Annotated in this window: 18 protein-coding genes; 14 read left to right on the plus strand and 4 right to left on the minus strand. The window is 67.3% G+C overall.

What is annotated here, in order from left to right:
• Window positions 1-8: 8 nt before the first annotated feature.
• The gene (locus HQ312_RS16115) at window positions 9-1,184 is read right to left on the minus strand and encodes an acyl-CoA dehydrogenase family protein (protein WP_231476216.1); all 1,176 of its coding nucleotides are present in this window, start codon (window positions 1,182-1,184) and stop codon (window positions 9-11) included.
• Window positions 1,185-1,483: 299 nt separating this feature from the next.
• Between HQ312_RS16115 and HQ312_RS16120 the strand changes: the two genes are divergently transcribed.
• Window positions 1,484-2,770: an aminotransferase class I/II-fold pyridoxal phosphate-dependent enzyme gene (locus HQ312_RS16120; RefSeq protein ID WP_081821120.1), complete on the plus strand. Its 1,287-nt coding sequence runs from the start codon at window positions 1,484-1,486 to the stop codon at window positions 2,768-2,770.
• 4 nt (window positions 2,771-2,774) lie between these two features.
• Window positions 2,775-3,281: a DUF2505 domain-containing protein gene (locus HQ312_RS16125; protein ID WP_027504565.1), complete on the plus strand. Its 507-nt coding sequence runs from the start codon at window positions 2,775-2,777 to the stop codon at window positions 3,279-3,281.
• Between the two features lie 6 nt (window positions 3,282-3,287).
• On the opposite strand, the gene HQ312_RS16130 is transcribed toward HQ312_RS16125, so the two are convergent.
• The 3 genes from HQ312_RS16130 to HQ312_RS16140 are packed head-to-tail and all read right to left on the minus strand — an operon-like array spanning window position 3,288 to window position 8,262.
• Window positions 3,288-4,928, minus strand: coding sequence for an NAD-dependent epimerase/dehydratase family protein (locus tag HQ312_RS16130; RefSeq protein ID WP_222639262.1), 1,641 nt, complete (start codon window positions 4,926-4,928; stop codon window positions 3,288-3,290).
• On the minus strand, window positions 4,925-6,559 hold the full coding sequence (locus HQ312_RS16135) for an MFS transporter (RefSeq protein ID WP_222639264.1): 1,635 nt from the start codon (window positions 6,557-6,559) through the stop codon (window positions 4,925-4,927). The genes HQ312_RS16130 and HQ312_RS16135 overlap by 4 nt, the downstream gene beginning before the upstream one ends.
• A complete protein-coding gene (locus HQ312_RS16140) occupies window positions 6,556-8,262 on the minus strand; it encodes an MFS transporter (RefSeq protein WP_222639266.1) in 1,707 nt (568 codons plus the stop codon). The genes HQ312_RS16135 and HQ312_RS16140 overlap by 4 nt, the downstream gene beginning before the upstream one ends.
• A 455-nt stretch (window positions 8,263-8,717) precedes the next feature.
• On the opposite strand from HQ312_RS16140, the gene HQ312_RS16145 reads away from it, so the two are divergent.
• The 12 genes from HQ312_RS16145 to HQ312_RS16200 all read left to right on the plus strand — a co-directional run bounded on the left by HQ312_RS16145 (window position 8,718) and on the right by HQ312_RS16200 (window position 24,398).
• Window positions 8,718-9,941, plus strand: a complete 1,224-nt coding sequence (locus tag HQ312_RS16145) for an ABC transporter ATP-binding protein (RefSeq protein ID WP_051613163.1) — start codon at window positions 8,718-8,720, stop codon at window positions 9,939-9,941.
• Window positions 9,942-9,950: 9 nt separating this feature from the next.
• On the plus strand, window positions 9,951-10,745 hold the full coding sequence (locus HQ312_RS16150; protein ID WP_027504566.1) for an ABC transporter permease: 795 nt from the start codon (window positions 9,951-9,953) through the stop codon (window positions 10,743-10,745).
• Between the two features lie 3 nt (window positions 10,746-10,748).
• Window positions 10,749-11,609: an ABC transporter permease gene (locus HQ312_RS16155; protein WP_027504567.1), complete on the plus strand. Its 861-nt coding sequence runs from the start codon at window positions 10,749-10,751 to the stop codon at window positions 11,607-11,609.
• Window positions 11,606-12,937: an MCE family protein gene (locus HQ312_RS16160; protein ID WP_027504568.1), complete on the plus strand. Its 1,332-nt coding sequence runs from the start codon at window positions 11,606-11,608 to the stop codon at window positions 12,935-12,937. Before HQ312_RS16155 ends, HQ312_RS16160 begins: the two co-directional genes overlap by 4 nt.
• Window positions 12,934-13,998 (plus strand): MCE family protein, encoded by a 1,065-nt coding sequence (locus HQ312_RS16165; protein ID WP_222639268.1) that lies wholly within the window; start codon window positions 12,934-12,936, stop codon window positions 13,996-13,998. Before HQ312_RS16160 ends, HQ312_RS16165 begins: the two co-directional genes overlap by 4 nt.
• Entirely contained in the window at window positions 13,995-15,014 is a 1,020-nt protein-coding gene (locus HQ312_RS16170; protein ID WP_037184706.1) for an MCE family protein, read from the plus strand. Before HQ312_RS16165 ends, HQ312_RS16170 begins: the two co-directional genes overlap by 4 nt.
• 56 nt (window positions 15,015-15,070) lie before the next feature.
• The gene (locus HQ312_RS16175) at window positions 15,071-16,300 is read left to right on the plus strand and encodes an MCE family protein (protein ID WP_027504571.1); all 1,230 of its coding nucleotides are present in this window, start codon (window positions 15,071-15,073) and stop codon (window positions 16,298-16,300) included.
• Window positions 16,301-16,302: 2 nt separating this feature from the next.
• The gene (locus HQ312_RS16180) at window positions 16,303-17,565 is read left to right on the plus strand and encodes an MCE family protein (protein WP_027504572.1); all 1,263 of its coding nucleotides are present in this window, start codon (window positions 16,303-16,305) and stop codon (window positions 17,563-17,565) included.
• A complete protein-coding gene (locus HQ312_RS16185; RefSeq protein ID WP_027504573.1) occupies window positions 17,562-18,812 on the plus strand; it encodes an MCE family protein in 1,251 nt (416 codons plus the stop codon). Before HQ312_RS16180 ends, HQ312_RS16185 begins: the two co-directional genes overlap by 4 nt.
• A gap of 70 nt (window positions 18,813-18,882) precedes the next feature.
• Window positions 18,883-19,629: a hypothetical protein gene (locus tag HQ312_RS16190; protein WP_222639270.1), complete on the plus strand. Its 747-nt coding sequence runs from the start codon at window positions 18,883-18,885 to the stop codon at window positions 19,627-19,629.
• Between the two features lie 60 nt (window positions 19,630-19,689).
• On the plus strand, window positions 19,690-20,451 hold the full coding sequence (locus tag HQ312_RS16195) for a hypothetical protein (protein ID WP_222639272.1): 762 nt from the start codon (window positions 19,690-19,692) through the stop codon (window positions 20,449-20,451).
• A 440-nt stretch (window positions 20,452-20,891) separates the two neighbouring features.
• The gene (locus tag HQ312_RS16200; protein WP_027504574.1) at window positions 20,892-24,398 is read left to right on the plus strand and encodes a DNA-directed RNA polymerase subunit beta; all 3,507 of its coding nucleotides are present in this window, start codon (window positions 20,892-20,894) and stop codon (window positions 24,396-24,398) included.
• Window positions 24,399-24,424: the final 26 nt, after the last annotated feature.

Here is a 24,424-nt window from a genome sequence, read left to right on the forward strand (position 1 = left end):
GCGACACCTCAGGCGAGGGAGAAGTTCTCGCCGCGGTGGTAGGCCGCGAGGGACGACTCGGTCTCGCGGATCGACGGCGGGTGGAACGCGAACGCCGACACGACGGACTGCAGGTACGCGATGTCCGGGTCGGTGATGAACGCGATGCCGCCCAGCGCTGTCACGGCGGCGTCGACCGCGCGCCGCAGTGCGCCTCGAAGCGCGATGCGGCAGAACAACAGTCGAGCCGAGATGTCGGCGCCGCGCTCACCCGAGTCCATCGCTGCGGCGACGGCCTCGAGGCCCGCGATCGCCGCTTCGAGTTCGGCGGCCGCCGAGGTGTAGACGCTGTCGCTGACCTTCGGGTGTCCCACGAGACGCTCCACGAGCGCGGTGGCCGCGCCGATGTACCCGGCGGAGGCGAGGATGCCGAACCACAGGAACCCGGTGAGCTCGTGCATGCCCTCCGGATCGTCCAGCGCGCCGACCATGGTCAGCGACACCGGCACGCGCACGTCCTCGAGGACGACCTCCTCGCTCTCCGCACCCGCGAGAACGGGCGTCGTCCAGAACGGACGCACCGAGACACCGGGCATCGACGCGGGGATGAGGGCGACCGCCTTGCGTGTCTTGCCGCCCTTCTTCTCGCGTGTCGCGACGCTGGCGGCGAGGAAGTCCATCGAGGCCGACAGACTGCACGGCTTCTTGCTGCCGTTGACGACGTAGTCGCCGTCGTCGTAGTAGGCGTCCACGGACGGCACCAGCGTGCTGCCCACGCCCTCCGCGAAGCCGGACGCGATGATCGACTTCTGTTCGATGAGGCCGGCGACGAGCGGCAGCTCCTCCTCGGGACCCGCCATGGCGATCTCGATGATCGTGGCGATCGACAGGTGGTGCATCGTGACGGCGGCGGCGAGCGACGGGGAGGCCGCGCCGATGGCCCGGTGGACGCGCAGTGCCTCGACGGCGGTCGCGCCGAGTCCGCCGAGCGAGGTGGGTGCGATGAGTCCGCACCCGCCCGCGTCGCGGAACGTCGCGATGGCGTCGCTGCCGGGCGCCTCGAGCACGGACAGCGGCGTGGCCTCGAGGTAGGTGGCGAGGGCGGGCAGCAAGCGACGGAGCGTGGCGCGTTCGGTGGACATGAGCCGCGACGGCTGCGCGGTCCCGTCGGACGCGAGAGCTGCTCTGTCAGCGAGAACGGACACGTACCGGCCTTTCGTCGAAGAAGGGTGACCGTGGCGGGGACGGGTGTGGGACACGTGCCAGCACGTCACTCGATACCGCAGTATTCGGGGTCGGCGACGGCCTCGATGGCGCCCGTCTCAACTGCTGTTGCATGACACAAGTGCAGTCGTGTTCGTTGGCAACTACTCACAGGTCGCGGCACCCTCGGGCCGCCTGTGCTGACCGTAGGCTCGAATCACAGACGTCTCCCGTCGCACGGGTCTCCCGGACCGGCGAGCGCACTCGCGTCACGTACCGATCCCCCAATCTTGGAGCGAACATGAGCTCGCAGAGAATGCTCGACCGAATCCGCCACGACAAGAGGATCTGGGCCCATCGTGTGCTGACGAAGCACGACCAGAACCCGTTCTTCCGCGTCATGAAATCGGTCAACGCGCCGGTCGTCGACGTGGAGGACCGCAGCGTCATCATGCTCGGTTCCAACAATTACCTCGGCCTCGCCGACCACCCGCTGGTGCGCGCGGGAGCCGCTGCGGCACTGGACAAATACGGCGCAACGGTCACGGGCAGCCGGTTGCTCAACGGCACCATCTCGCTGCACACGGAACTCGAGGAAGCACTCGCCGACTGGCACGGGACCGAGCAGGCGCTGGTCTTCACGACCGGCTACCAGGCGAACCTGGGCGGTATCAGCGCGCTGTGCGGTGTCGGTGACACCATCATCGTCGACTCGGCCGCGCACGCGTCCATCTACGATGCCTGCCGCCTCTCACGTGCCACCATCCGCGCCTTCCGTCACAACCGGGTGGACCTGTTGGAGGAGAAGCTCTCCCGCTCCACCGGCGTCGTCATGGTGGTGGTGGACGGCCTCTACTCGATGCACGGCGACCTGGCCCCGCTCGACGAGATCGCCGCGGTCTGCGAGAAGTACGACGCGGCACTGTTCGTCGACGAGGCGCACAGCGTCGCGGTCATGGGCGCGAAGCGCACCGGTGCCGCCGAGCTGTTCGGTATCGAGGACGACATCGACGCCCGGATGGGCTGCCTCTCCAAGGGACTCGGGTCCTCGGGCGGTTTCGTGGCCGGCTCGAAGGACATCGTGGACGCCATGCGCGTGCATGCGCGCACGTTCCTGTTCACCACCGCGGGCGTGCCTGCTGCCCTCGGCGCGGCGCTCGCCTCCGTGCAGCTCATGCAGACCGAGGAGGGCGCCGAGCGCGCCACCCGCACACTCGCGAACGCGCGCTACCTGCACGACGGGCTCGTGGCGGCCGGTGTCGACGTGCACGCGCCGAGCCCTCTCCCGGACGGTACGGACATGGTCTCGCCCATCGTCCCCGTGAACGTCCGTGACGACCTGCGCACCGTCAACACGTGGCGGAAGCTGTGGGACGCGGGCATCTTCGCATCCGCCGCCATGTTCCCGGCGGTGGCCCGCGACGGTGCACTCCTGCGTCTGTGCGTCCAGCCCGATCACACCACCACCCAGCTCGACTACGTGGTGGAGCAGATGGGCCTGTTCCTCGGCGAGAACTCGTCCACGTCCGAGGTGGCGTCGGCCGAGGTGGGGGCAGCGCTCGCCGCGCCGGCGCCGGCATCGGTCTGACCCGGTGGTGACACAGGTCGACCAGCGCACGACGTACGACTGTGCCGCCGCGGTGCTGCACGCGACCCTCACCGACGAGAGATACTGGCAGGACCGGATCGCCGAGATCGGTGGCGGCAGTCGAGTGGTGGAGCATCGCGTCGAGGAGGGCCTGACCACCTCGGTGGTCGACCAGGACCTCGAGGCCGCGGCACTACCGAAGGCGTTGCAGCGCTTCGCCGGAGCGTCGATGTCGGCACGGTGCACCGAGTCGTGGCAGTCGGTGCGCGAGGACGGGTCCGCGCAGGGCCACTACACCCTGCGGGTCGCCCGGATGCCCGTGGTGATCGACGGGGAACTCGAACTTCTCGCGACCGGAGCGCAGCAGTGCGTGCTCCACTTCGTCGGTACGGTCGACGCGTCGATCCCGGTGATGGGTCCGGTGGTCGAGAAGATCATGGTCGGCGAGATCGACAAGAGTTTCTCCGCCGAGCGCGAGTTCACCCAGTCGTGGCTCGCCCTCCGGACCTGAGCCCTCTCATCTGCGGCGCGGGAGTGCGCGCAGGATCGCCTCCAGCACCTGGCGCTGACCACGGCCGGACGTGACGGTGGTTCCGCGCGGCACCGACACGGTCCGGTAGGAACCCGAGACCGGCTGCGCTGCCTGATGTTCGACTCCTCGCAGACGTCGGGTCAGGCGCGGTCCGTTCCATGCGGCGAGCAGACCGTCCGTGCCCGGTACCGCCGTCAGCGTGTCGTCTCCCCGGCGGAGGGCCGCGACCGTCCGTCGGGTCCTGGTGCGCGGAACCCGCACGAGGAGAACGTCGGTCCCCGCGAACTCACCGGCCGCAGCGTCGATCGCCTCGGCTCGTGCCCGGCGTCCGGCGCGCCCGCGGATGCCGGTACCGAGACCGTGGCCGGGGGCGTCGAGCAGCACCACCCGCGGGCCGTGATCGGCCAGTGTCCGTGCCAGACCGGTGGCGTACCGCGCATGGGAGCCGCGGGGCAGCGCGAGAACGACCGTCGGGGCCGAGGTGTCGGTCCCCTCGTGGATCTCGGCGTGCACCGAACCCGTCGACGTGCGGATCTGGCGGTGCTCGCACGAGGTGACCGCGCGATCGAGCTCGGCGCTGAAGGGCTTCATGTCCGGGTCCACGTCGCCCCACGTCCGCACGCGGCGTGTGGCGCCGTCCAGGGCCGCCTCGCACACGTGATGACGGACCGGCGCGTGGCGGGTCGACAGGATGGGGCGCCCGTTGAGCAACACCATGACGGCCGCGGCCTCGGCGGACGACATCGTCGGGGTCCACCCGGTGGCGCGTTCGAAGGCCGTCGAGTCGACGGCCGCCTCGCCCGAGGAGATCCAGTGGCTGGAGAACGGCAGGATGCGGAGCGCGTACGCGAGATCGACCACGGTGCGTAGGACTCGAAGCGGGATCGGCAGCACCAACTGGCCCTGCATCGCACCGAGTTCGCGCACCCCGAGCCAGTCGCGCGGACCCAGGTTGAAGGGGCCGTTCACGGGTGTCCGGACGGCCCGGTGGAAGGCGTCGGCCAGGTCGTCCTCGTGCAGGAACTGGTAGCGGGACTGCGCCGGATCGGGGAAGGCCACCACGGACTGCGTGAGGGTGTCGATGCCGTCGTTCGAGAAGTGGGTGCCCACGATGTAGGTGGGGCGCAGCATCGAGATGGTCATGCCGCCCTCGTGCCGGCGCAGCCACCACTCGACGAAGTGTTCCACCTCTGCCTTGTCGAAGAAGTAGTAGCGCAACGGATCCGACGTCGGGAACTCCTCCTCGGTGACGGGCACCGGAAGGTCCTCGCGTCCGTAAGCGCTGACACTCGAGGCGATGACCATCGACCGCACACCGGCCCGGTGCGCGCACTCGACGGCATTGCGCGAGCCCTCCAGATTGGTCTCGTGGATCGCGGCCTTGTCGCGCTGCTCCTCCACGACGAAAGCCAGGTGGATCACCACGTCACAGCCTGCGAAGGCAGTCTCGAGTTCGGGGGAGCGGATGTCCATCGCGATCGAGCGGAGTTTCGGGTGCCGCACGCGCGGTGCCCGGCGACCCAGCCCGATGACCCGGTCGATCTCCGGATCGTCCAGCAGCACAGGGAGAATGACAGCACCGAAATCGCTCGTCGCACCGGTGACGGCGACGGTCAGGCCGCTCACCGTTCGTCCGAGCTGAACTGTCGGGTGGTGTCCTGTGGGTCCGTCATGACGACTCCTGTGGTGCGGTGGTGGCGGGGAAGCAGGACCGCGACGACGACGGCGCAGGCGAAGACGGCCGCGGCGGCGAGGTAGGACGCCACCTCGGACCCGGCCATCGCGGCTTCCTTCATGGACAGGACGAGGTTGTCGCGCACCGCGGAGAACATCTCGGGGAGCGGGTACTGCTGGATCTGCTGCACGCTGAGGAAGCTGCCGTTCACGTACTCCCGGTCGCGGTCCGAGAGGATCTCCGACGGAATGGTCGCGACGAGTGGGCCGACGGTGGTGTTGTAGTACGACGCGGTCACGGATCCGAGCACCGCGACACCGAGAGTGCCGCCGAGTTCCCGCGTCGTGTCGTTCACGGCCGAGCCGGCGCCGGCCTCGTCGATGGGCACGGAGGACATGATGGACTCGGTCGCGGGACCCTGGATCACGGCGATGCCGACTGCGAGCACGATCATCGTGGGCAGTAACAGCCCGAGGTACGAGCTGTCGATGCCGACCTGACCCGCCATGATCATGCCGATGCCCACCAACAGCAGGCCCGCGACGATCACCGGCATGGTGCCGATCCGCTGTGCCAGCGAGGTCGCGGTCGGTGCGCTCACCGCGAGGGCCACCGCGAACGGCAGTGTGGCGACACCGAACTCGAGCGGCGAGTAGCCGCGGACGCCCTGGAAGTACTGGGTGATGAGGAAGACGTACCCGAAGAGCGAGAAGTAGGCGACCGAGATCGCGAGTGCCGGCATCGCGAAGGGTCGCAACTGGAACAGGCGCACGTCGAGGATCGGGCTGGACACGCGCGACTGGCGTACGACGAAGGCGGACAACAGAACCAGGGACACCGCGATCCCGCCGAGCGTGGGCACGGTCACCCAACCGTGACCCGGCGCTTCGATGAGTGCGTACACCAGGAGCGAGACCCCCGAGAAGGACAGGGCGACACCCGGCAGATCGAGCGGACCGGTGGCCGCAGCACGTGATTCGGGCACCACGGCGACGATGCCGATCACCGCGACGACGGCGACCGGCACGTTCAGCCAGAACACGGAGTGCCAGGTGAAGTGTTCGATGAGCCACCCACCCGAGACCGGCCCGATCGCGATGGCGACACCGGCGATCGAGGCCCACACCCCGATGGCCACGGCGCGGTCCGCGGGAGTACGGAACAGGTCGATGATCACCGCCAGGGTCGCGGGCAGCGCGGCGGCGGCGAAGACCCCCATCAGTGCGCGCGAGGCGATCAGTTGCGGCAGGTCGTCGGCCACCGCGCCCACCACCGACATCGCGGCGAGACCCACGACGCCGATCAGCAGCATGCGGCGCCGCCCGATGCGGTCGGTGATGTTGCCGAACGCCAGCAGCAGACCGCAGAACGTGAGGATGTACGCGTCGACGATCCACTGCAGCCCCGTGAAGCCGGCGCGGAGGTCGGTGGAGATGTCGGGCAGAGCGACGTTGACGACGGTGTTGTCGAGCACGACCAGCAGCTCGACGAGACAGATGACGAGGAAGGCGATCATCCGCCGCGGTGACGAGAGGAGGTGGGACGACGACCGCGGCGGCGGCGCGGCGTGTCGGCCGGTCATGACGGCGAGTCCGGGCCGCCGCCCGGTGCGGAGCCGACGTCCTTCGTTGCGGCGAGACGGTCCACCGCGCGCTCGTCCGAGGTCTGCGGTGCCAGCATGCCCGTGGTGCGGTACGAGGCGGGGAAGAAGCAGAAGACCAGTGCGGCACAGACGAACACGGCTCCGGCCGCCACGTACGCGGCGATGGACGATCCGCGCAGAGCGGCTTCCTTCATCTCCAGGATCAACTGTGCGCGTTGCGGTTCGAACATCGCGGGCAGGTCTCGCTTCTGGATCTCGATGACACTGAGCACGCTGGACTGCGCGTAGCCCTTCTCGGTCTCGCTCATGATGGCGGTGGGGATCCGTTCGACGAGCGGCCGCACCGTCGACACGTAGTAGGAGGCGACGATCGACCCGAGCACCGCGACACCGAGAGTGCCGCCGATCTCGCGGGTGGTGTCGTTCACTGCGGCACCGGCTCCGGCCTCGTCGAGGGGGAGCGAGGACATGATGGATTCCGTCGCGGGGCCCTGGATGATCGCGATGCCCACCGCGAGCAACAGCATCGCGGGCAGGACGAGCGTCAGGTAGGAGCTGTCGATCTCGACGCGGCCCGCGACGAGCAGTCCCGCGCCGATGAGGACGAGCCCGGTCACGAGAACCGGCATCGTGCCGATCTTCTGCGCGACGATCGTCGACACCGGGGAGCTGACGGCCAGCGCGGCGGCGAAGGGCAGTGTCGCGATGCCGAATGCGAGAGGTGAGTACTCGCGCACTCCCTGGAAGTACTGGGTGATGAGGAACAGGAAGCCGAAGAGACTGAAGAATCCCACCGCGATCGACACGGCCGGCCACGCGAACGGACGGATGCGGAAGAGCGACACGTCGAGCACGGGGGACGAGATGCGTCGCTCCCGCTGGACGAACAGCACGAGGAACACCGCGGCGAGCACGAGACCGCCGATCGTCCGCCACGACGTCCAGCCGAAGTTCGGTGCCTCGATGACCACGAACACCAGCAGGGTGACGCCGGCGATCGACAGGATCACGCCGGGCACGTCGAGCGGGCCCACCGCCGAGGCCTTCGACTCGGGGACGATCAGCACCACGAGCACGACGGCGACGAGGGCGACGGGGACGTTCATCCAGAACACCGAGTGCCAGGAGAAGTGTTCGAGCAGCCAGCCGCCCGACACCGGTCCGATCGCGACGGCCACGCCGGCGATGGACGACCACACGCCGATGGCGAGAGCACGCTCCTGCGGCTTCGGGAACAGGTTGGTGATGACGGCCAGGGTGGCGGGCAGGACCATCGCGGCGAAGACGCCCATGACCGAGCGTGAGGTCAGGACGTGGGCGAGGGAGTCGCCGAGCGCACCGATCACCGACGCGGTGCCCAGGCCCGTGAGGCCGACGACGAGGAACAGCTTGCGCCCGTACCGGTCACCGAGGTTGCCGAACGCCAGGAGCAGGCCGGAGAAGGTGAGGGTGTACGCGTCGACGACCCACTGCAGGCCCGAGATGCCCGTCGCCAACTCGATGCCGATGGACGGCAGCGCCACGTTGATGATGGTCATGTCGAGGACGATGAGGAGTTCGGCGATGCAGATGACGCCGAAGGCCGCGAGTTGGCGACGCCGACCGATCTCGGTGCGGACACCGAACGTCGAGTGCCCCCTCGACCCGGGCGTGCCCGTGTCGTCCCTCGAGCTGCTGCCCATGGCGTGATCCCCCGTATTCCCCCCGGACCCCGCCCGCGGATGCAGCGCGGCGAGTGTCGTGCGCGAGCGCAACGCTAGGTGTCACGACGGCACTGTCGACGCTAACGGCGGGAGCGCGGGAGAAGTCGGTGTGACGTCACAGAGTTGCGTCAGCGAGCCGGTGACGCCGTACGACGCTGCAGGTGGGAGCGCCCGTCCCGCGCCACGCGGCGTGAGCCCGGACCACCCGCGCGTGCACCGCCGCCACCAATTTCGGCCGTGTCGGCTCCGTTCCCTCGTGAATCGGGCGTTCATGGGTCACACTTCTATCCGGAGACTGCGGCCAGGTCGGGGGACGTGTTACTGGGCGGTAAGGTCCGTGGTCGTTGCGACCACTCGGCTGGGTTAGAGTGACGCGACGCACACAGGTGTCGACGCGTTCGCGTCGTGTGCGACGAGCAGTGGGAGGGATCCACATGGGTGTCGAGGTTTCGGTCGAGGGATTGACCAAGTCGTTCGGTGTGCAGAAGATCTGGCAGGACGTCACGTTGACGCTCCCGAAGGGTGAGGTCAGTGCTCTCCTGGGGCCGTCCGGTACCGGTAAGTCCGTCTTCCTCAAGTCGCTCATCGGCCTTCTCCGACCGGAGGAGGGTTCGATCGTCGTCGACGGCACGGACATCATGGAGTGCTCGTCCAAGGAGCTTTACGAGATCCGCAAGTTGTTCGGCGTGCTCTTCCAGGACGGCGCCCTCTTCGGCTCCATGAACCTGTACGACAACACCGCCTTCCCGCTTCGTGAGCACACGAAGAAGAAGGAGGACGAGATCCGCAGCATCGTCATGGAGAAGCTCGAGCTGGTCGGTCTGACCGGTGCCGAGAACAAGCTCCCCGGCGAGATCTCGGGCGGTATGCGCAAGCGTGCCGGTCTGGCGCGTGCGCTCGTCCTCGACCCCGAGATCATCCTGGTGGACGAGCCCGACTCGGGCCTCGACCCGGTGCGCACCACCTACATCAGCCAGCTGCTGCTCAACATCAACGCCCAGATCGACGCGACGATGCTGATCGTCACGCACAACATCAATCTCGCGCGCACGGTGCCGGACAACATCGGCATGCTGTTCCGCAAGAACCTCGTCATGTTCGGTCCGCGCGAGGTGCTGCTCACCTCCGACGAGCCCGCCGTGAAGCAGTTCCTGAACGGCACGATGATCGGGCCGATCGGCATGAGCGAGGAGAAGGACGAGGCGCAGATGCGCCAGGAGCAGGCCCTCTCCGATGCCGGCCACAACCTCGGCGGTGTCGAGGACGTGGAGGGCATCATGCCGCAGATGGATCCCACGCCCGGCATGCCGCGTCGTCAGGCCGTGGATCGTCGTCGCGACCGGGTGCGCAGCATCATGCACACGCTGCCCGAGCACGCACAGCACGCCATCCAGCAGAGCCTCGACGAGGCGGACGGCCAGGACGGCCGTCAGGCGGAGCCGGCGTACGCGGGTGCTCAGCAGGGCTACCAGGAGTCGTACGGTCAGCAGTCGGGCCACGACCAGCAGCCGGCCTACGGCAACCAGAGCTACGACCAGGGCCAGAGCTACGACCAGGGTCAGACGTACGACCAGAATCAGGGCTACAGCAACCAGGGGTGGAGTGAGCCCGGCCAGGACCGGAACGACGGTTTTCCTTCCAGTGGCTCGCGGGGCTGACCGAAAACAATGGCTAAAACGAAGAACCCGATTCTCAAGTCGGGCACTGCAGCGCTGGCCCAGGCAGGAAACATCGTCGAACTTCTCGTCGATGTCGCGCGCAACACCTTCCGGCGCCCCTTCCAATTCCGCGAATTCATCGAACAGGCCTGGTTCATCGCCAGCGTCACCATTCTTCCGACCGCGCTGGTCGCCATTCCGTTCGGTGCGGTGGTCTCCCTGCAGACCGGGTCGCTGATCAAGCAGCTCGGCGCCGAGTCCTTCACCGGTGCCGCCAGCGTGCTGGCGGTGGTCCAGCAGGGCAGTCCCATCGTGGTGGCGTTGCTCATCGCGGGTGCGGCGGGATCGGCCGTGACGGCCGACCTCGGTTCACGCACCATCCGCGAGGAGATCGACGCCATGCGGGTGCTCGGCATCGATCCGGTGCAGCGCCTGGTCGTTCCCCGCGTGCTCGCGATGATTCTCGTCGCGCTGCTGCTCAACGGCCTGGTGTCCGTCATCGGCATCGCCGGCGGTTACTTCTTCAACGTGATCCTGCAGGACGGAACGCCCGGCGCGTACCTGGCGTCGTTCTCCACGTTGGCGCAGCTGCCCGACCTGTGGGTCGGTGAGCTCAAGGCCGTCGTGTTCGGTCTCATCGCCGGCGTCATCGCGTCCTACAAGGGGCTGCATCCCAATCCCGGTCCGAAGGGCGTGGGTGAAGCGGTGAACCAGACCGTCGTCATCACGTTCCTGATCCTGTTCTTCGCCAACCTGATCATGACGTTGGTCTACCTGCAGGTCGTCCCTGCGAAGGGAGGGTGAGCGATGACCATCGCTCGTGGTCGTGGAGACCGCACCCTGCTCCGGCTCCGTAGCGCGGCCTCGGCTCCGCTCGGTGTGCTGGACCGTGCCGGTGAACAGATGTCGTTCTACGGACGCGCGATCGGGTGGATCCCGAAGACGGCCGTGCACTACAAGAAGGAGACCCTCCGCCTGCTCGCGGAGGTGACGTTCGGTTCCGGCGCTCTCGCCGTCATCGGCGGCACCATCGGCGTCATCCTGATGATGTCCGGGTTCACCGGTGTCGTCGTCGGTCTGCAGGGCTTCGCGGCGCTCGAACAGCTCGGCAGCCAGGTGCTGACGGGCTTCCTGTCGGCGTACGTGAACACCCGTGAGATCGCGCCCATCGTGGCGTCCCTCGCGCTGTCCGCGACCGTCGGCTGCGGCTTCACCGCCCAACTCGGCGCCATGCGCATCTCCGAGGAGATCGACGCACTCGAGGTCATGGCCGTTCCGTCCGTGCCGTTCCTGGTGTCGACGCGCATGATCGCCGGATTCATCGCCGTCATTCCGCTGTACATCGTCGGCCTGCTGTCCGCCTATCTCGCGTCCCGCTTGGTGAGCACCGTCTTCAACGGTCAGTCACCGGGCTCGTACGACCATTACTTCACGCTCTTCCTGCCCCCGGAGGACGTGCTCTACTCCTTCGCCAAGGTGCTGGTCTTCGCCTTCGTGCTCATCATGATCCACTGCTACTACGGCTACACCGCGTCGGGCGGACCCGCCGGCGTCGGCGTGGCCGTCGGTCGTGCCGTGCGTGCCGCACTGGTCACGGTCGCGGTGCTGAACTTCTTCCTGAGCCTCGCCATCTGGGGCACCACGACGACGGTGAGGGTCGCCGGATGAACCACGCTCCGTCGGCGACGCGTCGTCGCCTCCTCGGAATCGGATTCCTGCTCGTCGTCGTTCTCTTCGTCGCCTGGAGCATCACGACCTTCAACAAGACGTTCAAGGACGTCGTCATGGTCGACCTGATCACCGACACCGTCGGCAACGCGCTGCCCGCCAACGCGGACGTGAAGGCGCGCGGCATGATCGTCGGCGAGGTGCGGTCCGCCACCACCGAGAACGGTGAGGTCACCTCCGAGCTGGCACTCGATCCCGGTCTCGTGGGCACCATCCCCTCCAACGTCACCGCCCGGTTGCTGCCGAAGACGCTCTTCGGCGAGCGCTACGTCGCGCTCCAGATCCCCGAGAACTCCGCCGGCGCCAGCCCTCTCGCCGAGGGCGCGGTGATCCGTCAGGACACCAGCGGCAACGCGGTCGAGGTCGGGCAGCTGCTCGACTCGCTGCTCCCGCTCCTCGACGCCATCCCGCCGCAGGATCTCGCCAACACGCTCGGTGCGCTGTCGCAGGCTCTCGAGGGCAACGGCGAGCGGCTCGGTCTGACTCTCGACCGGCTCGAGGAGATCTTCTCGGGTCTGAACGACGAGCTGCCGAACATCCAGCAGGATCTCGTCGGCATCGCCGACCTGTCGGAGACGTACTCGACCGCGGCTCCGGATCTGATCGACGCGCTCGACAACCTGCGCGTCACCGGGAACACGGTGGTGGAGAAGCAGAACGACGTCACCACGCTCCTGGCGAGCGCCACCGCGTCGTCGGGCTCGCTGGCCGACCTGGTGCAGACCAACGCCGAGTCCATCGTGTCCATCGCGGCGGACTCCCGCGAGGCGCTCGAACTGCTCGCCGAGTTCTCCCCGTCGTTCGGCTGCACGTTCACCGAGTTCGTCCGTGTCGCCGACGAGGCGAAGAAGATCCTCTCGGTCGACGACGCGTACCCCGGCGTCCGTGCGTCGATCAACTTCGTCAACCCCAAGGGGCGCTACATCCCCAACCAGGACGAGCCGCGACTGTTCGACACCCGTGGCCCGTCGTGCTTCGAGAACGTGACCACACCCGGCAAGTTCTTCCCGCAGTACCCGGGCAGCGGCGTCAACGACGGCTCCTACCAGGTGCCGTCGCGCAACCCCGGTCCCGCGGTCGACCCCGGCGCGCTGCCCAACCCGCTGCAGTCGCCCGTCCCGGCGGCCTACGCCGGATCGGACATCGAACGGGACACGCTGGCCGTGGTCTACGGCGGAGGCTCCGGCATCTCGCCGGACCAGGTCCCCGCGTGGACCACCCTGGTGGGCGCTCCGGCGCTCCGCGGCACGGAAGTGAGTGTGCGATGAGAGGCCTAGCGGCACCGCTGATCAAGCTGATCATCTTCGCGGTGGTGACCATTCTGGCGACGGCAGCCCTGGCGTTGACCATCGCCAACGGCGCCGGGTCCGGCAAGACCAAGTTCTCGGCCATCTTCACCGACGTCTCCTCGCTCAACGAGGGCGACGAGGTGCGCATCGCCGGTGTGCGCGTCGGCCAGGTGGAGAAGATCGAGATCCACGAGCGTGACCTGGCTCAGGTGGACTTCGCGCTGACCGAGCGTGAATGGCTGCCGGCCTCCACCACCGCGACCATCCGCTACCGGAACCTGATCGGGCAGCGCTACATCGCGCTCGAGCAGGGCACGGGCGACCAGGGCGAGAAGATCACCAGCGGAGCCACCATCCCGCTCGATCGGACGTCCCCCGCGGTGAACCTGACGACGCTGTTCAACGGCTTCCGTCCGCTGTTCCAGACGCTGACGGCCGACGACGTGAACAAGCTGTCGTACGAGATCATCCAGGTCTTCCAGGGTGAGTCGGGCACCATCGGCGATCTGGTGCGCGACACCGCGAGCCTGACCAACACGGTCGCGGACAAGGATCAGGTCATCGGGGCGGTCATCGACAACCTCAACGGGGTCCTCGACACGGTGAACCAGCACGACAAGGAACTCGACCAGTTGATCGTGAACACCCAGGCGCTGGTGTCGGGGCTGTCGGCGGATCGTGACACCGTCGGCTCGGCGGTCACCTCGCTGGCCGGTCTGACCGACGCGACAGCGGATCTGCTCGAGCCGACCCGTCCGTCCATCCAGTCGGCCATCTCGTCGATCGACGGACTGTCGACCAAGATCAACAACCGGCAGCAGGACTTCGACAACATCCTGTCGAACTTCCCGGTCAAGCTCGAGAAGCTGATCCGCGTCGCCAGCTACGGCTCGTGGTTCCAGTTCTACCTGTGCGGCATCGACATCGTCGCCGGGCCGGGCTACGCGCCGCAGCTCAACCTCCCGACAGGACTGCCCACCATCAATCAGCCGCTGTACACCAACTCCGCGAAGCGTTGCGCCGCAGGAGGTATCTCGTGACGAAACGCAAGCCCGCGGTGCTGGGTGCCCTCGGCATCTTCATCATCCTGATGGCGACGCTGTCCGCGTTCTTCCTCGACTCGCTGCCGATCATCGGTGCCGGATCGAAGTACACCGCGAACTTCTCCGAAGCGGCCGGTCTGCGCGCCAGCAACGAGGTGCGGATCGCCGGCGTGAAGGTCGGCAAGGTCACCGACGTCGCCCTCGACGGCGACAAGGTGAAGGTCGAGTTCACGGTCAGTGACGCGTGGGTCGGCGACAAGACGTCGGCGTCCATCCAGATCAAGACGTTGCTCGGACAGAAGTTCCTCTCGCTCGAGCCCAAGGGCGAGGAGCGGCTGAACCCGCGCGACGCGATCCCGATCGACCGCACGACGGCCCCCTACGACGTCATCGACGCGTTCTCCGACGCCGCCCGCACCACCGGCGACATCGACACGACGCAGCTCGCGACGAGCATGGAGACGCTGTCGCAGGCGTTCTCCGAGACGCCGGAGAACATCCGCGCGTCGCTCGACGGTGTCACGCGGTTGTCCGAGACCATCTCCTCCCGTGACGACGAGCTGAGCAAGCTCTTCGCCGCTACCGACAAGACGACGCAGGTCCTCGCCGACCGCAACCAGGAGTTCACCAAGCTGATCGGTGACGCCTCGGTCCTGTTGCAGGAGTTGAACAATCGGCAGCAGTCCATCTCGCAGCTGCTCATCGGCACGCAGCGGGTGTCCACTCAGCTGACCGGTCTGATCCGCGACAACGAGGCACAGATCGGGCCCGCACTCCAGTCGCTGGGTCAGGTCATCGACACCCTGAAGACCAACAACCAGAACATCGCCGAGGCGATCAAGCTGTACTCGCCGTTCGTCCGGCTGTACACCAACATCGTCGGTAACGGCCGCTGGTTCGATCAGGTCATCGTCAACACCTTCCCGCCCGGTCTCCCGGACATTCCGGGATACCGTGAGCCGATTCGCACCCTTGGTGTGGATCCCGTCCGTAGTCCGGGAGCAGGCCAGTGACCGCATCCACCGACCAGGAAGCCCCGTCGAACGGCGGCTTCTTCAGCAAGCGCAACCTGGGAATCATCGCTGCCGTCGTCGCTGTCGTGGTGCTGGTCGTGTTCGCGCTGTGGTGGGCCTTCACCCGCCTCGGCACCACCACCATCACGTCGTACTTCGACAAGACGGTCGGCGTGTACGAGGGCACCGAGGTTCGCGTCCTCGGCGTCAAGGTCGGCACCGTCACCAAGGTCGAGGGCCTGGGCGATCAGGTGCAGGTCGACATGCGCGTCGACCGCGGCGTCGACATCCCCGCCGATGCCCGCGCCGTCCAGCTCGCGCCGTCCGTCGTCGCCGACCGCTACGTCCAGCTCGCGCCGGCGTACACCGGCGGCGAGAAGATGGAGTCCGGTGCCGTGATCCCACGCGAGCGCACGGCCACTCCCGTCGAGGTCGACGAGCTGTACAAGAGCATCGACGAGCTGTCGGCCGCGCTCGGACCGAACGGCGCCAACCAGAACGGCGCCGTCTCCGACCTCGTGACCACCGGCGCGCAGAACCTGGCCGGAAACGGTGAGGCGCTGAACGATTCGCTGACCCAGCTCTCCGGTGCAGTCGAGACGCTCGACTCGTACCGCGGCGATCTGTTCGGCACGATCCAGAATCTGCAGACGTTCGTCAGTGCACTGTCGGCGAACGACCAGCAGGTGCGTGCCTTCAACAATCAGCTGTCCTCGCTGACGAGCTTCCTGGCGGGGGAGCGGGAGAACCTCGGCCTCGCGCTGAACCAGCTCTCGGTCACGCTCGGTGACGTCGCCACCTTCGTGCGGGACAACCGGGACCAGCTGTCCAACGATCTCGACGACCTCGCTCCGACCACGCAGTTGCTCGCCGACAACCGCCAGAACCTGGCGGACACGTTGACGCTGCTGCCGCTGGCCGTCGCGAACGTCGCGAACTCCTACAACGCCGAGTCCGGATCCTTGGACGCGCGCCTGATCTTCCAGGAGTTCCAGGATCCGAAGACGTTCTTCTGCAGTCTCATCGATCTGCAGAAACTGCGCCCGGGCGATCCGCAGTTCGAGGCGCTCGGCCGTCAGATGCAGCCGATCGTCGACAACTGCGGCGCGATCATCGACCAGGCCGTCGCCGGTGTGAAGACGCCGACGCTGGTCCTGCCGTTCGGGTTGCTCAGCGCGGACAACATCCAGCGCAACGTCGAGCCCGGCACCGTGCCCGGTGTCGAATCGCCGCGGGTCGACGACCTGCAGCTTCCGGGCCTGAACATTCCTGCGGAAGGGGAGTGACGATGAGAGTGCGCTCGCGTGGCCTGATGGCCGCCTCCGGTGCCTGCGTCGTCGCCGTGACGCTCAGTGCCTGCGGATCCAGCGGTATCTACGGGATCCCGCTGCCCGGCGGTGCCGACGTCGGGTCGGATCCGATCCGGTTGACGTTGCAGTTCGACGACGTGCTGGACCTGGTTCCGCAGTCGACCGTCAAGGTCGACGGTGTCCAGGTCGGTCGGGTCACCTCGGTCTCCGTGCCGAACGACTCGTGGATCGCCGACGTCGAGGTCGAGGTCGACTCGTCCGTGGACCTGCCGGCCAACGCCATGGCGTCCGTCCAGCAGACCAACCTGCTCGGCGAGAAGTTCGTCCAGCTCAGCGTTCCGGCCGACGACGCGGCGTCCGCGCGCCTCGCCTCGGGCGACACCATCCCCGTCGAGCGGACCCGCCACGCCACCGACATCGAGCAGGTGCTCGGCGCGCTGTCGATGTTGCTCAACGGCGGCGGCGTCGCGCAGCTCGCTCCGATCGTCAAGGAGCTGAACACCGCGCTCGGCGGCCGCGAGGACCGGGTGCGGAACCTGCTCGAGGAGGCCAACTCGCTCATCGGCGGCCTCGAGGATCAGAAGGCCGACATCACGCGAGCCATCGACGGTCTCGACGTCCTCACCGGCACGCTCAACCAGCAGACCGAGAAGATCGACCGGATCCTCGTCGATCTGCCGGTCGCCACCGAGGTGCTCGAACAGCAGCGTCCGCAGCTGACACAGCTTCTCGGTCAGCTCGATCGCCTGGGGCAGGTGGGAACCGACGTCATCGAGCGGTCGAAGGACGATCTGATCGCCGACCTGCGCGCACTGCGCCCGACCCTGCAGGAGCTCTCGACCTACGGCGACGAGCTGATCACGGACCTCGCGTTCGTGCCCACGTTCCCGTTCCCCGACGGTGTCGAGAAGATCACCCAGGGCAACGCGGTGAACCTGTTCCTCAGCGTCGATCTGCAGATCGGGAATCAGCTCACCGCGCTGGGCGTCGGCCAGGGCAACCCGATCTACAGCGCGCCCCGCAACGGCGATCCCAAGCCTCGGGTCGATCCGTCGAACCCGTACTACAACGGCAACGGCCCGCGTAACTCCTTCCCGACCATCTCGCTGCTGCCTCTGCCGCCCATCATCCCGTCGCCGACCCCGGCGCCGGGTGTACCCGCCGCCGCACCGTCGGCGAACCCGTTGGACGGCATCCTGCAGCAGTTCGGGATCGTTCCTCAGAACGAAGGTGGACAGTGAGATCCAAGCTGGTCAGCACACAGCTGATCCTCTTCGTCGTCATCGCCGTGCTCGGCCTGGTGTACGTCGGTGCCAAGTACGTGCGCGTCGACCAGCTGTTCGGTTTCGGCCAGTACACGGTCACCGGTCAGTTCGCTGATTCCGGCGGCATCTTCAGCAACGCCGAGGTGACGTACCGCGGCATTCCCGTGGGGCGCGTCGGTGAGCTGAAGCTGACCGAGCAGGGCGTCGACGTCGAACTGAAGCTCGAGAAGAGCGCTCCCGACGTCCCGGCCGACACCATCGCCGTGGTGGCCAACCGCTCCGCCATCGGTGAGCAGTACGTCGATCTGCAGCCGCGCACCGATCAGGGCCCGTTCCTGCAGGACGGCGACGTCATCCTGCAGGACGACACGTCCATCCCGACGCCGGTGGAGAGCCTGCTCAAGAACGTCAAGACGCTCGCGGACTCCGTGCCGGTCGACGATCTGCACACCGTGGTGACCGAGCTCGGTACCGGCTTCGCCGGCACGGGTGACTCACTGCAGCAGCTCGTCACCTCGCTCGACAGCTTCTCCGAGGACGGTCTCGCCAACCTGCCGCAGACCCTCACGCTGATCCGCGACAGCCGCGTCGTGCTGGACACCCAGTCGGAGCAGTCGTCGTCCATTCAGCAGTTCAGCTCGGATCTGGATCTGGTCACCGCGCAGTTGCGGTCGAGCGATCCGGACATCCGACGACTGATCGACAACGGGCTTCCCGCCAGCGACCAGGTCGGCGCGCTCGTCGACCAGGCCGGCCCGGGTCTGACGACCAACCTGACGAACCTCGCGGGTGTGACCAGTGCACTGAGCCCGCGCACGTTCGCACTGCGTCCGCTGCTCCAATTCCTCCCGGCCCTGGCGCAGGGAGCGAACTCGGCGAGTCCGGGTGACGGCACCATTCACTTCGGCATCGCGCTCGAGGTGAACAACCCGCCGTCGTGCACCCAGGGTTACGAGGGCACGCAGGCGATCCTCGACGCGGAGTACGCCAAGAATCCCGACTTCGATCCGACGCAGCAAGACTTCCCGTTGAACCTCGACGCGAACTGCACTGTGCCGCAGGGATCCCTGACGGGTGTGCGCGGCGCCAACAGCGTGCGCTTCGCCGATCCGCAGACGGTGCAGCCGTGGGACGACAAGCCCAAGGTCGCGCCGGACCCCCTGGATCTGAACCCGATCGCGACGCAGCTGGCCGCACTGCTCGGTGTGACGGTCCGCCCCTGACCGTCGAGTCGGGTGAGGAGAGGTGCGCGGTGATGGCAGCGAGAAGTTACCCTCAAGTAGGGTGTCTGCTGTGACGCCAACCACCTCTCCTTCCGACCCGGACCTCGACGGCACCGACACCGGTGACGGCACGTCCGAGTCCACGCCCGCACCGGCGCCGCGCACGTCTCCGGTCGCCACGGCGGTGACTGCCGCGGCCGCCGCGATCACGTTGATCGCGGCCGTCGTGCTGAGCATCTTCTGGTTCCTCGCGTACCAGGAGTCCTCGGACGCCTCCCTGCGGGACGACGCCCTCGCCGGCGCCCGGCAGGCGGCGATCAACCTGAACTCCGTCGACTCGAACGATCTGGACAAGACGTTCGCCGACATCGAGTCCTCCATCACCGGTGACGAACTCACCAACGGTCTGAACGACACCAAGGATCAGTTCCGCCAGCAGTTCGCGGAGACCGGTGTGGTCACCACCGCGGCGGTGCAGCACGCGTCGCTCGTCGGGTTCAGTTCCGACGACGGCACCGCGCAGTCGCTCGTGGTCCTCACCACCGACACCACCAAGCCGGACGGCAACGAGCGGTACCAGAGCACCCTGCGTCTCGAACTGCAGGACGTGGACGGCACGTGGAAGGCCACGCGTATCCAGCCCATCGGGCAGCGCATCCCCCTCGAGGTCCCGGGCGCACCCGCTGCGACGGGCGATCCCGCTGCACCCACCGATCCCGCCGCCACCGATCCCGCAGCTCCGGTCGACCCCTCAGCCCCGGTCGACCCCGCCGCGCCCGTCGATCCCGCTCCCGCACCGACCGACGGCGGTCAGTGACACCTCGTTGTCACGACGCCGTCCGTCCCGCTCGCCTCGCACCAGCCAGGAGTTCTCTCTATGCCCCCCGCACGCCGTAGACCCCCCACAGGCGCTCCTCGTGTCCCCGCCGGCAGCGTTCGTCGACCCAAGGTCGCCGGACGCTCCACGGCGCCCCCCGCGGGCGGCGACGCGATCGAGGACGAGACCACGAGCACGTCCACCGGCGCGGCCTCGACCGTCGACCTGTCGAAGTCGTCGGCCGACACCGCCGCGGTCGACAGCGTTGCCACGGACTCGGTCGTGGACGAGACGACCGAGGCGGACGACGGCGCCCCCGCCGGCCGCACGGCCTGGTGGACTCCCCGCACGATGCTGCTCGCCGCACTCGCCGTGGTGTTCGCCGTGATCGCGCTCCTCGCCGTGGTGCGCCCCGGTACGTCCGAGGTGAGCAACCAGGCATGGGTCGACACTCCGGCCACACTCGAGGTCACGTCGGCCGGGCGCGACGCCCTGCAGACGGTGTTCAGCTACAAGTTCGACACCATCGACCAGGATCAGGCGGCCGCTCGCGCGGTGCTGAACGACGAGCGACGCGGGGAGTACGACTCCACCGCGGAGCAGACCAAGCAGGGCGTCATCCAGACGCAGACCACCACGACGGCCACGGTCACCGACATCGGGGTGTCACTGCTCGACGGTGACCGGGCCGAGCTGCTGGCCAGCATGGACATCGCCGCGACGCAGGACACGGTCGACCAGGGAACGGTGCAGACGCCGGTCTCGGTGACCATGGAACGTGTCGACGGAAAGTGGCTGCTCGCGACCATCGACAACCGCTGATCGCCCGCGTCGAGCGGATTCGGGGGACGAAACGCCGCTCTCGCTCTTGACGCGAGGGCTTCGGGAGTCCACTCTGATTACCGGATTCATCGAACGCGGGTGCGACCCCGCTGCCATGATCGAGAACGACGCCGGAGCAAATGGAGGCACCGGGCGCCGGGATCGACCGGCAGGGGCGTACGGCAGTTCGTGGATCACGGCCCGTGCAGTCTCCGGGCCGAGCGCGCTCCCTGCGCGGACGCGGTTGCCATATCCGCCGCATTGGGGTACTTTTGGACGTTGCGCTGGGTGCCTCCTGTCCACTTCCAGACTTTGCCTGAATCGACACGTGTGTCGATCTCTGCTGAGCGAGGACTTCGTACGGGTAGTGACCAGCGAAGTTCCCACACAAAGAAGCAGATTAGCGACGGTCGCGCAGTGCACGAAGCGGCCCGCGTGAGGTGCTGGAAGGACGCATCTTGGCAGTCTCCACCCAGTCCAAGGAAAACGCCGGAACTCCCGGAGCCCCGAAGAGGGTGTCGTTCGCGAAGATTCGCGAACCCCTCGAAGTACCGGGGTTGCTCGATCTTCAGACCGATTCGTTCGAGTGGCTCGTCGGCACGCCGGAGTGGCGCGCACGTGCGGAAGCACGTGGCGACAGCTCTCGCAGCGGCGGTCTCGAGGACATCCTGACGGAGCTCTCTCCGATCGAGGACTTCTCCGGCTCGATGTCCCTCTCCTTCTCCGATCCGCGCTTCGACGAGGTCAAGGCCTCGATCGACGAGTGCAAGGACAAGGACATGACCTACGCGGCGCCGTTGTTCGTCACCGCGGAGTTCATCAACAACAACACCGGTGAGATCAAGAGCCAGACGGTCTTCATGGGTGACTTCCCGATGATGACCGACAAGGGCACGTTCATCATCAACGGCACCGAGCGCGTCGTCGTCTCGCAGCTCGTGCGTTCCCCGGGTGTCTACTTCGACCACGCCGTCGACAAGACCACCGAGAAGGATCTGCACAGCGTCAAGGTCATCCCCGGCCGCGGCGCCTGGCTCGAGTTCGACGTCGACAAGCGCGACACCGTCGGTGTCCGCATCGACCGCAAGCGTCGTCAGCCCGTCACCGTGCTCCTCAAGGCACTCGGCTGGACCACCGAGCAGATCACCGAGCGCTTCGGCTTCTCGGAGATCCTCATGGCCACGCTGGAGAAGGACAACACGGCCGGCACCGACGAGGCGCTGCTCGACATCTACCGCAAGCTCCGCCCGGGCGAGCCGCCCACGAAGGAGAGCGCGCAGACCCTGCTGGAGAACCTGTTCTTCAAGGAGAAGCGCTACGACCTCGCACGCGTGGGTCGCTACAAGATCAACAAGAAGCTGGGCCTGAACTCGGGTCTGCCCATCGAGGCGTCGACGCTGACCGAAGAGGACATCGTCGCCACCATCGAGTACCTCGTGCGTCTGCACGCGGGCGAGAAGTCGATGACGGCACCCGACGGCGTCGAGGTTCCCGTGGAGGTCGACGACATCGACCACTTCGGCAACCGTCGTCTCCGCACGGTCGGCGAGCTGATCCAGAACCAGATCCGCGTGGGCCTGTCCCGCATGGAGCGTGTGGTCCGCGAGCGGATGACCACCCAGGACGTCGAGGCCATCACGCCGCAGACCCTGATCAACATCCGTCCCGTGGTCGCTGCCATCAAGGAGTTCTTCGGAACCTCGCAGCTGTCGCAGTTCATGGACCAGAACAACCCGCTGTCGGGTCTGACGCACAAGCGCCGCCTGTCGGCGCTGGGCCCCGGCGGTCTGTCGCGTGAGCGCGCCGGCCTCGAGGTCCGCGACGTCCACCCGTCGCACTACGGCCGCATGTGCCCCATCGAGACCCCGGAAGGCCCGAACATCGGCCTGATCGGATCGCTCTCGGTGTACGCCCGTGTGAACCCGTTCGGTTTCATCGAGACGCCGTACCGCAAGGTCGTCGAGGGACAGGTCACCGACGACGTCGACTACCTGACCGCCGACGAGGAGGACCGCCACGTCGTGGCGCAGGCCAACTCGTCGATCGACACCTCGGGTCGTTTCGTCGACGAGAAGATCCTTGTCCGCCGTAAGGGTGGAGAGGTCGAGTTCGTCTCGTCGATGGACGTCGACTACATGGACGTCTCGCCTCGGCAGATGGTCTCGGTCGCCACGGCGATGATCCCGTTCCTCGAGCACGACGACGCCAACCGCGCACTGATGGGCGCGAACATGCAGCGTCAGGCCGTGCCGCTGGTGCGCAGCGAGGCTCCGCTCGTCGGAACCGGCATGGAGCTGCGTGCCGCTGTCGATGCCGGCGACGTCATCGTCAACGAGAAGTCCGGTGTCATCGAGGAGGTGTCCGCCGACTACGTCACCGTGATGGCGGACGACGGCACTCGCAACACCTACCGGATGCGCAAGTTCGCGCGCTCGAACCAGGGCACCTGTGCCAACCAGCGTCCGATCGTGGACGAGGGCGCACGGGTCGAGGCCGGCCAGGTCCTGGCCGACGGTCCCTGCACCGAGAACGGTGAGATGGCGCTGGGCAAGAACCTGCTCGTCGCGATCATGCCGTGGGAGGGCCACAACTACGAGGACGCGATCATCCTGTCGCAGCGCCTCGTGGAAGAGGACGTCCTGACCTCGATCCACATCGAGGAGCACGAGATCGATGCCCGCGACACCAAGCTCGGTGCCGAGGAGATCACTCGTGACATCCCGAACGTCTCGGACGAGGTCCTCGCCGATCTCGACGAGCGCGGCATCATCCGTATCGGTGCCGAGGTTCGTGACGGCGACGTCCTGGTCGGAAAGGTCACGCCGAAGGGCGAGACCGAGCTGACCCCGGAGGAGCGCCTGCTGCGCGCCATCTTCGGCGAGAAGGCCCGCGAGGTCCGCGACACGTCTCTGAAGGTTCCGCACGGCGAGAACGGAAAGGTCATCGGCATTCGCGTGTTCTCGCGCGAGGACGACGACGATCTGCCTCCCGGCGTGAACGAGCTGGTCCGCGTCTACGTGGCCCAGAAGCGCAAGATCCAGGACGGCGACAAGCTCGCCGGCCGCCACGGCAACAAGGGCGTCATCGGCAAGATTCTCCCCCAGGAGGACATGCCGTTCCTGTCCGACGGCACCCCTGTCGACATCATCCTGAACACGCACGGCGTCCCACGTCGTATGAACATCGGTCAGATCCTCGAGACTCACCTCGGCTGGATCGGCAAGACCGGATGGAACATTCAGGTGGCCGCGGACGGAGTCCGACCCGACTGGGCCGCGACGCTGCCCGAGGAGATGCTGGCCGCCGAGGCGGACACCAACATCGCCACCCCGGTGTTCGACGGTGCGAAGGAGGACGAGCTCACCGGCCTGCTGGCGAGCACGATCCCGAACCGCGACGGCGAGCGCATGGTCGGCGCGGACGGAAAGGCCACCCTGTTCGACGGCCGTTCCGGCGAGCCGTTCCCGTACCCGGTCTCCGTGGGCTACATGTACATCATCAAGCTGCACCACCTCGTCGACGACAAGATCCACGCTCGTTCGACCGGTCCGTACTCGATGATCACGCAGCAGCCCCTCGGTGGTAAGGCGCAGTTCGGTGGACAGCGCTTCGGCGAGATGGAGTGCTGGGCCATGCAGGCCTACGGCGCTGCGTACACGCTGCAGGAGCTCCTCACCATCAAGTCCGACGACGTGGTCGGCCGCGTGAAGGTCTACGAGGCCATCGTCAAGGGCGAGAACATCCCGGAGCCCGGTATCCCCGAGTCCTTCAAGGTGCTCCTCAAGGAGCTCCAGTCGCTGTGCCTCAACGTGGAGGTGCTGTCCTCGGACGGCGCGGCCATCACGATGGCGGACGGCGACGACGAGGATCTCGAGCGTGCCGCGGCCAACCTGGGAATCAATCTCTCCCGCAACGAGTCCGCGACCGTCGACGATCTCGCGCAGTAATCGGTGACAGGCCGGCGCGAGGGGAC

This window comes from Rhodococcus sp. BP-316 (assembly GCF_019836105.1).
Taxonomy (GTDB): Bacteria; Actinomycetota; Actinomycetes; order Mycobacteriales; family Mycobacteriaceae; genus Rhodococcoides.

Bases quoted from the DNA above. Each gene is read 5' to 3' on its own strand.
- HQ312_RS16120 (WP_081821120.1), top strand. From the start codon at position 1,484: ATGAGCTCGCAGAGAATGCTCGACCGAATCCGCCACGACAAGAGGATC.
- HQ312_RS16135 (WP_222639264.1), bottom strand. From the start codon at position 6,559: ATGACCGGCCGACACGCCGCGCCGCCGCCGCGGTCGTCGTCCCACCTC.
- HQ312_RS16140 (WP_222639266.1), bottom strand. From the start codon at position 8,262: ATGGGCAGCAGCTCGAGGGACGACACGGGCACGCCCGGGTCGAGGGGG.
- HQ312_RS16145 (WP_051613163.1), top strand. From the start codon at position 8,718: ATGGGTGTCGAGGTTTCGGTCGAGGGATTGACCAAGTCGTTCGGTGTG.
- HQ312_RS16150 (WP_027504566.1), top strand. From the start codon at position 9,951: ATGGCTAAAACGAAGAACCCGATTCTCAAGTCGGGCACTGCAGCGCTG.
- HQ312_RS16155 (WP_027504567.1), top strand. From the start codon at position 10,749: ATGACCATCGCTCGTGGTCGTGGAGACCGCACCCTGCTCCGGCTCCGT.
- HQ312_RS16160 (WP_027504568.1), top strand. From the start codon at position 11,606: ATGAACCACGCTCCGTCGGCGACGCGTCGTCGCCTCCTCGGAATCGGA.
- HQ312_RS16165 (WP_222639268.1), top strand. From the start codon at position 12,934: ATGAGAGGCCTAGCGGCACCGCTGATCAAGCTGATCATCTTCGCGGTG.
- HQ312_RS16180 (WP_027504572.1), top strand. From the start codon at position 16,303: ATGAGAGTGCGCTCGCGTGGCCTGATGGCCGCCTCCGGTGCCTGCGTC.
- HQ312_RS16195 (WP_222639272.1), top strand. From the start codon at position 19,690: ATGCCCCCCGCACGCCGTAGACCCCCCACAGGCGCTCCTCGTGTCCCC.